The sequence below is a fragment of the Rhizobium sp. P43 genome (assembly GCF_056730705.1).
Genome location: NZ_CM161539.1, coordinates 3,428,537 through 3,441,991, shown reverse-complemented (window position 1 = coordinate 3,441,991; position 13,455 = coordinate 3,428,537). Strand labels below are relative to the sequence as shown.

Here is a 13,455-nt window from a genome sequence, read left to right as displayed (position 1 = left end):
GCGTCAACTCAAAGCTTGCCGCGCATCTGATGCGCCTTGTAGACGCCGAGGATGCGGACTTTCTCCGAGAAGAACCGCAGCTCTTCCAGCGCCCGCTTCACCGGCGCATCGTCCGGATGCCCCTCGATATCGGCGTAGAACTGGGTGGCGATGAACTTGCCGCCGATCTGGTAGCTTTCGAGCTTGGTCATGTTGACCCCGTTCGTCGCAAACCCGCCCATCGCCTTGTAGAGGGCCGCCGGAATGTTGCGGACATTGAAGACGAAGGTCGTGATGAAGCGCTCGTCGGCGCTTGCGCGCTTCGGCTCGTCCTCGTCGCGCGACAGCACCACGAAGCGGGTCACATTGTTTTCGGAGTCTTCAACGTTCTCGGCAAGGATCTCCAGCCCGTAGAGTGAGGCCGCAAGCCGCGGAGCAAGCGCCGCCATGCTCCGGTCGCCCTTCTCGGAAACCAGCTTTGCCGCACCGGCCGTGTCTCCGGCGACGACGGCCTTCCAGCCATGGCTGCGAATGATCTTGCGGCACTGCCCAAGCGCGTGGATATGGCTGTGCACGGTGCGGATCTCGTCGAGCTTCACGCCTGGCAGCACCATCAGCTGGAAGCGGATCGGCATGAAATATTCGCCGACGATATGCAGGCGCGAGAGCGGCAGCAGATAGTGGATGTCGGCCACGCGGCCCGCCAGCGTATTCTCGATCGGGATCATCGCCAGATCCACCTCGCCCGTCTCCAGCGCCACGAAGGCATCCTCGAAGGTCGGGCAGGGCAGCGGCTCCATGTCGGGGAACATGTCGCGGCAGGCCATGTCGGAATTGGCGCCATAGTCGCCCTGGAAGGAAATCTTGTTCGTCGGTGCCAAGGGATCAGTGTCCTGCGTTGGAGGATGCGGAAAGAATGAGACGGGCCTTTTCGAGGTCGGCAGGCGTGTCGACGCCGAGCGGCACGGTCTTCACCACCTCGACATCGATGCGCATGCCGGCTTCGAGCGCCCGGAGCTGCTCGAGCGATTCGCGTTTTTCAAGCGTCGAGGGGGAGAGCGCCACGAAGCGTTCAAGCGCCTGCCGGCGATAGGCGTAAAGCCCGATATGGTGATAGAGCGGCCCGGCCCCGTGCGGTGCGGTGGCGCGGGTGAAATAGAGTGCCCGAAGCCTGTCGGCCGAAAGCGGCGAGCCGACGACCTTCACCACATTCGGATTGGTCTTTTCCTGCTCGTCCTCGATCTCCACCGTCAGCGTCGCGATGTCGACGGCCGGGTCTTCAAGGGGGCGCAATGCCGCCCGGATCGTCTGCGGATCGATTGTCGGGAGGTCACCTTGCACATTGATGATGATCTCGGCCTGTCCGTCGGGGTCGACCTTTGTCAGCGCCTCGAAAATCCGGTCGGAACCCGACTGGTGGTCGCTCCGCGTCATCACCACCTCGAAGCCTGCAGACTCGACCGCGTCGAAGACAGTCTGGTCGTCGACGGCAACAATGATTCGCCCGACATTGGCCTCGTGAGCCCGTTTTGCGACCTGCACGATCATCGGCAGGCCGGCAATATCGGCCAGTGGCTTGCCCGGAAGTCGGGTGGACGCCATGCGGGCGGGGATGAGGACTAGGGTTTTGGCAGTTCTGCCTTCATTCATGTCCGTAACCCCTTCAAATCACCGCACAGAAGTGTCAAATAGTCCCAGCTGCGGGACCATAATCGTGTTGCAAGTGTTATGCAAAAGACATAGGTTCCGCGCGATTTCAAGATCGTCCGGTTGCTCATCGGCCGGCTGCACGGGGAGCTTTGCAGATGAACTCTTATACCAACATGGGCGTGGGTGCCTTTCTCGGCACCGTCTTCGTCCTGATGTCTGTGTCGATCGCTTCGGAGGGAATTTTCCATTCGGAAACGCCTGAGAAGGAAGGCTTTGCCATCGTTGCCGAAGAGGCAGCACCTGCCGAGGCGGCTCCCGAAGTGGCCGCAGTGCCGATCGCAGTCCTGCTCGCCAGCGCCGATGCGGCTGCAGGCGAAGCCTCGTTCAAGAAGTGTGCAAGCTGTCACACCGTCGACAAGGGTGGCGCCAACAAGGTTGGCCCGAACCTCTATGGCCTTGTCGACCGTCCGATCGCTTCGCATGAAGGCTTCAGCTATTCGGCTGCCATCACCGAGTTCTCGAAGGGCGGCACCGAGCTCTGGACCTGGGATCACCTGAACGAGTTCCTGCTTGCTCCGAAGCAGCACATTCCTGGCACATCGATGGGTTTCGCCGGCCTCAAGAAGGACGACGAGCGCGCCAACGTGATCATGTATCTGCACACCATGGCAGACAGCCCGGTTCCGCTGCCGTCGCCGGATGCAGCTGCTGCAGCACCGGCTGATGCCGCTGCCGCCCCGGCTGATGCGGCTGCTGCGCCTGCAGAAGCTCCGGCCGCAACGCCCGCCGAGGCTGCTCCTGCAGCTCCGGCAGAAGCAGCTCCTGCCGCGCCGGCACAGCCTGCGACGCCCTGATCGCTATTCGATTATCCGTCGAGATCTTGCGCCCGGCCCTTGCGGCCGGGCTTTTTCGTTCTGGTCGTCAGAGAAGCAGCAGCGCCCAGAAGGATACGGTCACCACCCCGGCAGCCGTCGAAAGCGTGATGGCCGATGCCGCCAGCCCCTGGCCGACGCCGAAGCGGCTGGCAATCAGCCAGGCGTTGATGCCCGTCGGAACGGATGAGGTCAGCACCAGCGCCGCCGTCCATTGCGGCGAGAGACCGAGAAGGGTCGACGCCAACCAGACGACGGCAGGCATCAGCCCGAGCTTCAGCAGCGAGATGGTTCCGGCGATCTTCAGGTTTCCTGCCATGCCGTATTTGTTCAGTGTCATGCCCAGCGAAATCAGAGCCGCCGGTGCCGCCATGCCCGCGACTTGGGCGACGACACCATCGATCAAGGCGGGCACCGGCGTCCCCAGAAGCTGCAGCAGGATCCCGACTGCTAGGCCAATGATCAGCGGGTTGCGCACCAGATTGCCGCCGACCTGCTTGGAAACCGCAACGAGGCCGGCGCCCTCGCGCCCGCCCGTCTGCCGCTCCGCCCGCTCCATGGCCAGCACACCGGCGATCATCATCAGCGGCAAATGGATGGCGAGCAGGATCGACATGGCGACGATACCCTCGGGGCCCACGGTCCTTTCGACCAGCGGCAGACCGATGAACACATTGTTGGCGAAGGCTGACGAGATGCCGGCGAGCACGCCGAGCTTCTGATCGCGCTTGAAGATCCGCGTCGCGACGAGGTGACCGATCGCCCAGGCGATGAAGACGCCGGCGAAATAGGCGATCCACAGGCGAAAGGGAGAGGCGCCGTGGAAGTCTGCATTCGCAATCGTCCGCAACAGGAGCAGCGGCACGGCCACCTTGAAAACGAAGTCTCCGAGACCGTCGCCGATCTCGGCGGCCAGGATCTTCAGCCGGACAAGCGCCCAGCCGAACAGAATGAGGATGAAGATGGGAAGAACGTCCTGGGCAACGGTGGTCATGAAATCGACTCGTGATGACAAGATGAACCTTGTTTAGGCCTCTTGTCCCGCGCGGCCAATCCGCCAGAAACGACAAAAGCAGGCGGTGAGCCTGCTTCGACGCCCGGTAAGGCCGGGATGGGATCTGCCGCCAGTACATCCGTGGTCAGCACTCCCGAATTCTGGACCCCGGAGGGTCCGTGTGGCGCCCAGGGGAGATGGTCGTCCACGAGCTGCTTTTACTTGTCTGATGTAACGACAAGATGACGTATGTCCGCTTGCCCCTTTTCTTCCCTGCAAAAACGACTATGACCGTCAGGCCAAGCAAACGGAGCCCCGGACCTCATGAGCCAGTTCGATGTCCTGACGATCGGCAACGCGATCGTCGACATTATTTCTCGCTGCGACGACCAGTTTCTGATCGACAACGCCATTACCAAGAGCGCAATGAACCTGATCGATGCGGAACGTGCCGAACGGCTCTACGGCATGATGGGTCCGGCAGTCGAAGCCTCCGGCGGCAGCGCCGGTAACACGGCAGCCGGCATTGCCAATTTCGGGGGAAAGGCTGCCTATTTCGGCAAGGTCGCGGAAGACCAGCTCGGCCACATTTTCACCCATGATATCCGCGCCCAGGGCGTTCATTTTCAGACCCGCCCGCTGGGCACCCAGCCACCGACCGCCCGCAGCATGATCTTCGTGACCGAGGACGGCGAGCGTTCGATGAACACCTATCTCGGCGCCTGCGTCGAGTTCGGACCCGAGGACGTCGAACCCGACGTGGTCGCACAGTCCAAGGTTACCTACTTCGAAGGTTATCTCTGGGATCCGCCGCGTGCCAAAAAGGCGATTGTCGATTGCGCTCGTATTGCCCACGAGGCTGGCCGAGAAATGTCGATGACGCTGTCCGACAGCTTTTGCGTCGGCCGCTATCGGTCGGAGTTCCTTGATCTGATGCGTTCCGGCACCGTCGACATCGTCTTCGCCAATGAGCAGGAAGCACTTTCCCTCTATGAGACCGACAACTTTGCTGAAGCGCTGGATCGCATCGCAAAGGATTGCAAGCTCGCAGCCGTGACCATGGGCGAGCAGGGCGCCGTGATCGTCAAGGACAACCAGCGCATCCGCGTACCTGCCACGAAGGTCGAGACTGTCGTCGATACGACAGGTGCCGGCGATCTCTTCGCCTCCGGCTTCCTCTATGGCTATACCAATGGTCGAAGCCTTGAGGATTGCGGCCATCTCGGCTGCTATGCTGCCGGTGTCGTCATCCAGCAGATCGGCCCACGGCCGATGATGTCCTTGCAGAAGGGCGCTGCCGCAGTCGGCCTTATTTGAAGGCCTCGCCCGGATAGGCGCCCCAGATCTCGTTCTGTGAGACCCAGCCGCTGACGCCGCTGGTTTCTGCCTGACACCAGTTGCCATTGCATTCGCTGAGCTTGAGTACGACACCCGGCTCGAGCTTGGCGATGACCTGAGCCGACGAATTCGAATCGCGGCGCATCATCACATAGACATTGTCACCGTTGCCGCGCATCCAGGGTGCGGCAACGGCCGTGCGCTCGCCCGTCAGCAGGGTCTGGTTCACCCAGCCTTCGGTCCCGTCGGCATCGCGGATCTGCCGCCAGTTCTCGTATTCGCGGATGATTTCCACCGGCAGGCCGGATTTCATGTAGCGCCAGGACACGGCGTAGTCGGTGCTCGGCCCGATCCGCAGGTTCACCTTCTCGGCCTTCAGGCTGACGAAGCGCGGCAGGGGCAGACCGCTCGATCCCTTCGTTGTCGATTGGGCGTGACCGGCGATCGGAGCGACCACGAGAGACAGCGAAAGGATGCTGAATGCAAGGCTGACGCGGCGCGGTTTATCAAACATGGTCGTTCCGGGTTAAGCTATGGAAATGAAGTGCTTTCCACCGCCCCGTAGCGCCTCGCGCGCATCAGGGACAAATCCGCCGCTATCCGACGAGTTTTGTTTGTCTTCGCCGGCGGGTTTGGTAGAAATTGCCTTCCTGAGGAGCGAAGTATCCCGCGACTTGGTTAACGAGTTCTGAACAAGGCATCGATGCGGCCCATGACGAACAGGAAGAGACCCAAGGTCTATATCACGCGGAAACTCCCGGATGCCGTGGAAACACGCATGCGAGAGCTGTTTGAGGCCGAACTGAATGTCGATGACAAGCCGCGAACGCGCGAAGAATTGATCGCTGCAGTGAAGGTGGTCGACGTGCTGGTGCCCACGGTCACCGACCGAATCGATGCAGCCCTCATCGCCGAAGCCGGCCCGCAGCTGAAGCTCATCGCCAGTTTCTCCAACGGCACCGACCATATCGATATCGATGCGGCGGCAAAGAAGGGCATCACCGTCACCAACACGCCAAATGTCCTGACCGAAGATACGGCCGACATGACCATGGCGCTGATCCTCGCCGTGCCGCGCCGTCTGGTGCAGGGCGCGCGCGTGCTGATGGACAAGCCGGGCGAATGGGAAGGCTGGTCGCCCACCTGGATGCTCGGGCGACGCATCTGGGGCAAGCGCATCGGCATCATCGGCATGGGCCGCATCGGCACCGCCGTCGCCCGCCGCGCCAAGGCCTTCGGCTTGTCGATCCACTATCACAATCGCAAGCGCGTCAATCCGGCGACCGAGGACGAGCTGGAGGCGACCTATTGGGACAGCCTCGACCAGATGCTCGCGCGGGTCGACATCGTCTCGGTCAACTGCCCCTCAACGCCTGCTACCTTCCACCTGCTCTCGGCCCGTCGTCTGGCGCTCCTGCAGCCGACAAGCTATGTGGTGAACACCGCCCGTGGCGACATCATCGACGAAGATGCGCTGATCCAGGCATTGCGTGCCGGAAAGATCGCCGGGGCCGGCCTCGACGTCTTCGAGAACGAGCCTGCGGTGAACCCTAAGCTGGTGAAACTCGCCAACGAGGGCAAGGTCGTGCTGCTGCCCCATACCGGCTCGGCCACGATCGAGGGCCGCATCGACATGGGCGACAAGGTGATCATCAATATCCGCGCCTATATAGACGGCCACCGGCCGCCGAACAGGGTCCTGCCGAACCGCAGCTGATCGTCAGGTGAGGGGCTTCTGCATTTCGATGAAGGTCGGGCGGTCATAGCCTGCATGGCTTTTCTCGGCCGTCCGGACAAAGCCCCAGGCGCCGAACCGCCGATGATTGCCGGTCAGTTCGATCCGGGTCTCCAGCCGCAAGGCCGGCTTGCCGAGTTCCCGCGCGATCGCCTCGGCTTCGGCCAGAAAGCGGCTGCCGATCCCGCTACCTTGTGCCTCCGGCGACACAGCCAGCTTGCCGACATAGAGGAACGCTTCTTCCGGCCGCAGGAAGGCACAGCCGAGAAGCCGTCCATCAACCTCCGCCACCAGGCCGATCTCGTCCCTTGCCTTGTCCTTGAGCGATGCAACGGTCAGTCGATGCGCGGAGGAGGGCGGGTCGATGACACCGTCCATATAGGCAAACGAACCCATGATCAGCGCCAGCAAGTCCTCGTAGCGCGTAAAGCTCTCATCAATCCGGCGAATGCTCACACTCATGTCCCTGCACGTCTCTTGTAGCGGATCGTGTCGAAACGGGCCGCAAGCCCGTCATACATCAGTAGCCTGCCAACAAGCGGCTCGCCGATCCCGGTGATCACCTTGATCGCCTCCATGGCCATCAGCGTACCGATCACACCGGTCAGCGCACCGATCACGCCGGCCTCGGCACAAGCCGGGACCAGCCCCTCGGGCGGCGGCTCGGGGAAGAGATCGGTATAGCGCGGATAGGCCAGACCATCCGGTCCGCTTTCGTAAGGCTTCAACACGGTGACAGTCCCGTCGAAGCGCCCGACGGCCCCCGTGACCAGCGGCACCTTCGCGAGTTCCGCAGCATCCGCTGCCGCATAGCGGGTAACAAAATTATCCGAGCCGTCGATCAGCAGTGTGTAACGGGCGAGATGATCCCGCGCGAATGCCGCCGTGAAACGCTCTTCGTAGCGGATCGTCCGGCAATGCGGGTTAAGCCGTGTAATGGCCTGGGCCGCACTCTCGGTCTTCTTTGCACCCAGCGTCCCGCTATCGTGGATGACCTGGCGCTGCAGATTGGAGAGCGAGACCCCGTCGTCGTCGACGATCCCGAGCGTGCCGACGCCCGCCGCCGCCAGATATTGCAGCACCGGAGACCCAAGCCCGCCGGCCCCGATCACCAGCACCCGCGCCGCCTTCAGCAATTGCTGTCCATGGCCACCCACCTCGGGCAGCAGGATATGGCGGTGATAGCGGGAAAGTTCTTCGGGCGAGAGCGGATCCATAGGCTCACCTTGCCACCGGGAGGCGCGGAAGAAAAGCGCGCTCAGCCATCGATCTGCCCATCCCTGACGGTGACGAATTGGGCGCGCTCGCCAAGCGCCGAGAACATCGCCTTGTCCGTCCCCGTCATGAAGGCCTGCCCACCGAGTGCATCGATGCGGGCGAAGAGGGCCGCCCTGCGTCCTTCATCGAGATGTGCCGCGATTTCATCCAGCAGCAGGATCGGAGCAAAGCCGGTCATCGTCGCCACCAGTCGGGCATGGGCAAGAACAAGGCCGATCAGGAGCGCCTTCTGCTCGCCCGTCGAGCAGCGCTCGGCATCCATGTCCTTCTCGATATGCCGCACGATCAGGTCGGCGCGGTGCGGGCCGTCCAGCGTCCGCCCGGCTGCCGCATCGCGGTGACGCGACTGGGCGAGGATCTCGATATACCGCTCCTCCAGTTCGAAGGCCGGCAGATCGGCGAGCTCGTCGAGGAAGCCCGTCAGGGCAAGCGATGCCGACGGGAAGGCGGAGGTCTCCCGGTCGGCTTCAATGAGGCCGGACAGCAATCCCAGCATCTCCCGCCGCGCTGCGGCCATGGCCGTGCCGAGCGCTGCCATCTGCTGCTCGATGCCGGACAGCCAGGCCGGATCGAAGCGGCCCTCGGACAAGAGCTTGTTGCGGCTGCGCATGGCCCGCTCGAAGTCGTTTGCCCGCCGTCCATGGGCCGGGTCGAGCGACAGCACCAGCCGGTCGAGAAAGCGGCGCCTGTCGGCCGATGGTCCGGTGAAGAGCCCGTCCATGGCCGGCGTCAGCCAGAGAATGCGCAGATGATCGGTGAGCTCGTCCACCGATCTGGCCGGCGCGCCGTTGATTCTAAGCCGCCGGACGAGATTGTCCTCCTCCGTCGTCTCCGTTCCCGTGCCGATATCGGCCTCGCCTGCCATGCCGTCGATCGCCGCAAAGATCGTGAAGCTTGCCGATGCCCCGAGGCGGGGAATGTCCGAGAGCACCGCACGGCGAAGCCCGCGGCCTGGCGACAGGAAGGAGATCGCCTCCATGAAATTGGTCTTGCCGGCCCCGTTGTCGCCGACCAGCACGACATGCCGCCCGTCCAGCGCCAGACCTGCCTGGGCATAGTTGCGGAAGTCTGAGAGTTTGAGCCGGTGGATCTGTGTCTTCTGGGTCATCGGTCGGAATCGTTGTCGCCTTGAGCTAGGCCGATTGGCACACGAAGGCAAGGCGCAAGCGATGATCTTGAACCCTTCGGGCGACTGCGGCGCTTGGCGGCATGGAACTCTTGGCCGGATGCTCTAGTTTCGTGGAGCAACCGAAGCGGAGGCCGTGCCATGCCCCCACAGTCCGATGAACTCACCCCCGAAGAGGCCCGCCGCGACCACTGGGAGATGCTGGGCTTCCTGGCACTGAACGCCACTCTCGGAGCAGCGCTCGGTTTCCTGGTCGCTTTCGCCATCGTCTGGCTCGACCTTGGCGGACTGGGCACCTCGCTCTCCCGGTCAAGCCATCCCGTCCTCCCGACGATTATGATGGCCGTGCCTCTGGCACTGATCTTTGCAGCAGCCGTGACCGCCTCTGCCATCATGACAATGCCCTATCGCAAGAAGAAGCAGCGCTGAGGCTTACTCCCCGTTTGACCGCGCCCGCGTCTTGCGGCATCAAGGCGCGGCTGACGATGATGGAGAGAGCCATGGACGCGAAAGACGAGCGCATAACCCGTCTTGAAGAGACGGTGGCCCACCAGACCCGCGTTATCGAGGAGCTATCGGACCAACTCGCCGAACAATGGAAGGTGGTCGAACAGACCCGCGCCAAGCTCGACCGCCTCACGGAACGCTTCCTGTCCTTGGAAGAGCAGGGCCTGGAGGCGCCAGCCATCACTCGCCCGCCGCATTACTGATCGCAGCTCACGTGAGCCGTGTCTGCGTCTCACGATAGAGGCACGCAAAAGGGCGGCACCGTCAGGACCGCCCTTGCAAATCGACTCGATCGGAAACGGCGCTCAGTCGCTCAGCGTGTCGAAGAAATCCTTCATCCGGGCAAAGAAGCCCGTCGATTCCGGGTTGTTCTCCTTCGACGAGAGCTGCTCGAATTCCTGCAGGAGCTCGCGCTGACGCTTGGTCAGCTTTTGCGGCGTCTCGATCTGGATCTGGATATAGAGGTCACCCACCTGCGTCGAACGCAGCACCGGCATTCCCTTGGCCTTCAGGCGGAACTGTTTGCCCGCCTGGGTACCCTCCGGCACCGTGACCCGCGACTTGGTGCCATCGAGTGTCACCACATCAAACGTGCCGCCAAGCGCCGCCGTCGTCATCGAGATCGGCACGGAGCAGTAGAGATCCGCCCCGTCGCGCTGGAAGAACTCGTGCGGCTTCACCGACAGGAAGATGTAGAGATCCCCCGACGGACCGCCACGCAGTCCGGCTTCGCCCTCGCCCTGCAGGCGGATACGCGTGCCGTCTTCGATCCCCGAGGGAATGCTGACGGATAGCGAGCGCTCTTCGGTCACCCGGCCCTGGCCGTGGCACTTGCCGCAGGGATCGCTAATCGTCTGGCCGCGACCGTGACAGGTCGGGCAGGTCCGTTCGATCGAGAAGAAACCCTGGGCCGCACGAACGCGACCCGAGCCCTGACAGGTCGTGCAGGTCTTCGGCTGCGTGCCGGGCTTGGCACCCGAACCCGTGCAGACATCGCAGGTGATCGAGGTCGGAACCCGGATCTGCGCGGTCTTGCCGGTAAACGCCTCTTCGAGGCTGATTTCCATGTTGTAGCGCAGGTCTGCGCCACGTTCGCGACCGCCGGAAGAGCGGGCACGACCACCACGGCCGCCGCCCATCATCTCGCCGAAGATATCCTCGAAGATGTCGGAGAAGCCGCCGCCGGCGAAACCGCCGCCACCGCCGAAGCCGCCACCGCCCATTCCGCCCTGTTCAAAGGCGGCGTGGCCGAAGCGGTCATAGGCCGCGCGCTTCTGGGGATCCTTCAAGGTCTCGTAAGCCTCGTTGATCTCCTTGAACTTCTTCTCGGCTTCGCTGTCATCCGGGTTCTTGTCCGGATGATATTTCATGGCCAGCTTGCGGAAGGCGCTCTTCAGCTCCTTCTCATCCGCCATCCGGCCAACCCCGAGGGTCTCGTAGAAATCTGCTTTTGCCATGGTCTTACAAAGCTCTCAAAGCTTTCCCAACGCTCGTGTGGCTGCCCGCTGCCTTGCCGGCCTGCTTGTCGCAGGCCTGCATGTCTTTCTGGAAGTCGGAGGCCGCAGCCATTGCATCCTGCATCAGAAGTTTGCGCGCTTCGCCCTTGCTGATCAGCCCATCCGCAGATGTGACCGCGGCAAAGGCCAGCGAATGCGCAGCCATGTCGCAGGACGAAACCTCGCCACCGTTCTCGCGCCGCTGAAGCGCAGCGTCGATGATCTTGCCGAGATCGTTGCCGATGCGGGAAAGGGAATTGCTGTCCTTCGCGGAAATCGCCTTGGCCACTTTAGCCTCGGCGGCGCTCACCTGGCGGTGAACGGCGCTGACCTGCCCCCTGTCCTGTGCCATGGCACCGGTCGCCAGGATCAACGAAATGGCGGCTGGCCCAAGGGCCAGCCAGCGCGGAAAACGGCGTCCGAAGCGGCCCTGCATCAGGCCGACTTCTTCGCGTCTTCGTCCTTTACTTCTTCATAGTCGGCGTCGACGACGTTGTCGTCCTTGCCGCCATCTGTGTTGCCTGCACCGCCTTCGGCCTGCTGGGCTTCATAGATGGCCTGGCCCAGCTTCATGGAAACTTCCATGAGCGTCTGGGTCTTGGCCTGAATGTCGTCGGCATCGGGCTCGGAGGCTTCGATGGCGCCCTTCAGGGCCGCAATCGCATCCTCGATCGCCTTGCGATCGGTTTCCGAAACCTTGTCGCCATACTCCTTAACCGACTTCTCGGTGGAGTGAACGAGGCTTTCGGCCTGGTTCTTGGCTTCGACCACGGCACGACGCTTCTTGTCGGCCTCGGCATTGGCTTCGGCATCCTTCACCATTTTTTCGATGTCGGCGTCGGAGAGACCGCCGGAGGCCTGGATGCGGATCTGCTGTTCCTTGCCGGTGCCTTTATCCTTGGCCGAAACCTGGACGATGCCGTTGGCGTCGATGTCGAAGGTGACTTCGATCTGCGGAACGCCACGCGGTGCCGGCGGCAGACCGACGAGGTCGAACTGGCCGAGCAGCTTGTTGTCGGCAGCCATTTCGCGCTCGCCCTGGCTGACGCGGATGGTGACGGCCTGCTGGTTGTCTTCGGCGGTCGAGAAGGTCTGGCTCTTCTTCGTCGGGATCGTCGTGTTGCGGTCGATCAGGCGGGTGAAGACGCCACCGAGGGTCTCGATGCCGAGCGACAGCGGGGTCACGTCGAGCAGCAGAACGTCCTTGACGTCGCCCTGCAGAACGCCGGCCTGGATCGCTGCACCGAGTGCGACGACTTCATCCGGGTTGACGCCCTTGTGCGGCTCCTTGCCGAACAGCTGCTTCACGACTTCCTGCACCTTCGGCATGCGGCTCATGCCGCCGACCAGGACCACTTCGTCGATGTCGGCTGCCGAAACGCCGGCATCCTTCAGGGCTGCTTTGCACGGTGCGATCGTGCGCTGGACGAGGTCGTCGACCAGGCTTTCGAACTTGGCGCGCGTCAGCTTCATCGTCAGGTGCTTCGGACCGGAAGCATCTGCCGTGATGAAGGGCAGGTTGATTTCGGTCTGCTGCGAGGACGACAGTTCGATCTTGGCCTTTTCAGCGGCTTCCTTCAGGCGCTGCAGGGCAAGCTTGTCACCCTTGAGGTCGATACCCTGGTCCTTCTTGAATTCGCCGGCCAGATATTCGACGAGACGCATGTCGAAGTCTTCACCGCCGAGGAAGGTGTCGCCGTTGGTCGACTTCACTTCGAAGACGCCGTCGCCGATTTCCAGAACCGAGATATCGAAGGTACCGCCGCCAAGGTCGTAAACGGCGATCGTCTTGCCGTCTTTTTTGTCGAGACCATAGGCAAGAGCGGCAGCCGTCGGCTCGTTGATGATGCGCAGAACTTCAAGACCCGCGATGCGACCGGCATCCTTGGTGGCCTGGCGCTGCGCGTCGTTGAAATAGGCGGGAACGGTGATGACGGCCTTTTCGACCTTTTCGCCGAGATAGGCTTCCGCCGTTTCCTTCATCTTCTGAAGGATCATGGCCGAAATCTGCGACGGGGAATAACCCTTGTTCTGGGCCTCGACCCAGGCGTCGCCATTGTCACCCTTGACGATCTGGAACGGCACGAGGCCCTTGTCCTTTTCAACCGTCGGATCTTCGTAGCGGCGGCCGATCAGGCGCTTGACGGCGAAGAGCGTATTTGTCGGGTTGGTGACGGCCTGGCGCTTGGCCGGCTGGCCGACGAGGCGTTCGCCATCGTCCGAAAAGGCCACCATGGAGGGCGTGGTGCGCGCGCCTTCCGAATTCTCGATGACCTTCGCATCCTTGCCGTCCATGACGGCGACGCAGGAATTGGTCGTTCCAAGGTCGATACCGATTACTTTTGCCATGTCATATTCTCCTTGAAGCAGGCCATCGGAACCCCAATCAGGCATTCCTGACAGCCCCTCGACGTGGATTGTCTGGGATACACTGCAGCGCCGCTGCGGTTATGTCGCGTATATAAGAAGCGGAATTTCTG

The 13,455-nt window shown here is 62.5% G+C and carries 15 protein-coding genes; 5 read left to right on the top strand and 10 right to left on the bottom strand.

The annotated features are described in order from the left end of the window. Nucleotides 1-8: 8 nt before the first annotated feature. Entirely contained in the window at nt 9-860 is an 852-nt protein-coding gene (locus AC1PUL_RS17255) for a prephenate dehydratase (protein ID WP_480465320.1), read from the bottom strand. Between the two features lie 4 nt (nt 861-864). Beyond that, nucleotides 865-1,629 carry a 3-deoxy-manno-octulosonate cytidylyltransferase gene (locus AC1PUL_RS17250; protein ID WP_298465837.1) on the bottom strand — a complete coding sequence of 255 codons (765 nt, stop codon included), beginning with the start codon at nt 1,627-1,629 and terminating at the stop codon, nt 865-867. A 155-nt stretch (nt 1,630-1,784) separates the two neighbouring features. On the opposite strand from AC1PUL_RS17250, the gene AC1PUL_RS17245 reads away from it, so the two are divergent. Continuing rightward, the gene (locus AC1PUL_RS17245) at nt 1,785-2,483 is read left to right on the top strand and encodes a c-type cytochrome (RefSeq protein ID WP_480465319.1); all 699 of its coding nucleotides are present in this window, start codon (nt 1,785-1,787) and stop codon (nt 2,481-2,483) included. A gap of 67 nt (nt 2,484-2,550) precedes the next feature. Here AC1PUL_RS17245 and AC1PUL_RS17240 read toward each other — a convergent pair whose 3' ends face one another. Further along, nucleotides 2,551-3,495 carry an AEC family transporter gene (locus AC1PUL_RS17240; protein ID WP_480465318.1) on the bottom strand — a complete coding sequence of 315 codons (945 nt, stop codon included), beginning with the start codon at nt 3,493-3,495 and terminating at the stop codon, nt 2,551-2,553. 324 nt (nt 3,496-3,819) lie between these two features. Here AC1PUL_RS17240 and AC1PUL_RS17235 point away from each other — a divergent pair, with 324 nt between their 5' ends. Continuing rightward, complete coding sequence (locus AC1PUL_RS17235) at nt 3,820-4,812, top strand: adenosine kinase (RefSeq protein ID WP_480465317.1); 993 nt, start codon at nt 3,820-3,822, stop codon at nt 4,810-4,812. Here the strand turns inward: AC1PUL_RS17235 and AC1PUL_RS17230 are convergent. Beyond that, nucleotides 4,805-5,347: an SH3 domain-containing protein gene (locus AC1PUL_RS17230; RefSeq protein WP_480465316.1), complete on the bottom strand. Its 543-nt coding sequence runs from the start codon at nt 5,345-5,347 to the stop codon at nt 4,805-4,807. The two genes, AC1PUL_RS17235 and AC1PUL_RS17230, sit on opposite strands and share 8 nt — an antisense overlap. A 198-nt stretch (nt 5,348-5,545) precedes the next feature. Here AC1PUL_RS17230 and AC1PUL_RS17225 point away from each other — a divergent pair, with 198 nt between their 5' ends. Further along, nucleotides 5,546-6,550 carry a 2-hydroxyacid dehydrogenase gene (locus AC1PUL_RS17225; protein ID WP_480465315.1) on the top strand — a complete coding sequence of 335 codons (1,005 nt, stop codon included), beginning with the start codon at nt 5,546-5,548 and terminating at the stop codon, nt 6,548-6,550. A 3-nt stretch (nt 6,551-6,553) separates the two neighbouring features. Here the strand turns inward: AC1PUL_RS17225 and AC1PUL_RS17220 are convergent, their stop codons facing one another. Genes AC1PUL_RS17220 through recF form a run of 3 tightly spaced genes read right to left on the bottom strand, consistent with a single transcriptional unit; the run spans nt 6,554 to nt 8,954 of the window. Then, the gene (locus tag AC1PUL_RS17220; RefSeq protein WP_480465314.1) at nt 6,554-7,030 is read right to left on the bottom strand and encodes a GNAT family N-acetyltransferase; all 477 of its coding nucleotides are present in this window, start codon (nt 7,028-7,030) and stop codon (nt 6,554-6,556) included. Continuing rightward, nucleotides 7,027-7,785 (bottom strand): molybdopterin-synthase adenylyltransferase MoeB, encoded by a 759-nt coding sequence (locus tag AC1PUL_RS17215; protein ID WP_480465313.1) that lies wholly within the window; start codon nt 7,783-7,785, stop codon nt 7,027-7,029. Before AC1PUL_RS17215 ends, AC1PUL_RS17220 begins: the two co-directional genes overlap by 4 nt. A gap of 41 nt (nt 7,786-7,826) precedes the next feature. Further along, nucleotides 7,827-8,954 (bottom strand): DNA replication/repair protein RecF, encoded by a 1,128-nt coding sequence (gene recF, locus AC1PUL_RS17210; RefSeq protein WP_480465312.1) that lies wholly within the window; start codon nt 8,952-8,954, stop codon nt 7,827-7,829. Between the two features lie 159 nt (nt 8,955-9,113). Here recF and AC1PUL_RS17205 point away from each other — a divergent pair, with 159 nt between their 5' ends. Both AC1PUL_RS17205 and AC1PUL_RS17200 read left to right on the top strand, forming a co-directional pair. Next, nucleotides 9,114-9,401, top strand: coding sequence for a hypothetical protein (locus AC1PUL_RS17205; protein WP_480465311.1), 288 nt, complete (start codon nt 9,114-9,116; stop codon nt 9,399-9,401). 71 nt (nt 9,402-9,472) lie between these two features. Further along, complete coding sequence (locus AC1PUL_RS17200) at nt 9,473-9,682, top strand: SlyX family protein (protein WP_298465809.1); 210 nt, start codon at nt 9,473-9,475, stop codon at nt 9,680-9,682. A gap of 102 nt (nt 9,683-9,784) precedes the next feature. Here AC1PUL_RS17200 and dnaJ read toward each other — a convergent pair whose 3' ends face one another. From dnaJ to dnaK, 3 genes are read right to left on the bottom strand one after another with little or no spacing between them, the layout of a single operon-like run. After that, on the bottom strand, nt 9,785-10,936 hold the full coding sequence (gene dnaJ / locus AC1PUL_RS17195; protein ID WP_480465310.1) for a molecular chaperone DnaJ: 1,152 nt from the start codon (nt 10,934-10,936) through the stop codon (nt 9,785-9,787). A 4-nt stretch (nt 10,937-10,940) separates the two neighbouring features. Further along, complete coding sequence (locus AC1PUL_RS17190; RefSeq protein ID WP_480465309.1) at nt 10,941-11,411, bottom strand: hypothetical protein; 471 nt, start codon at nt 11,409-11,411, stop codon at nt 10,941-10,943. Continuing rightward, complete coding sequence (gene dnaK / locus AC1PUL_RS17185) at nt 11,411-13,324, bottom strand: molecular chaperone DnaK (protein WP_480465308.1); 1,914 nt, start codon at nt 13,322-13,324, stop codon at nt 11,411-11,413. Before dnaK ends, AC1PUL_RS17190 begins: the two co-directional genes overlap by 1 nt. Nucleotides 13,325-13,455: the final 131 nt, after the last annotated feature.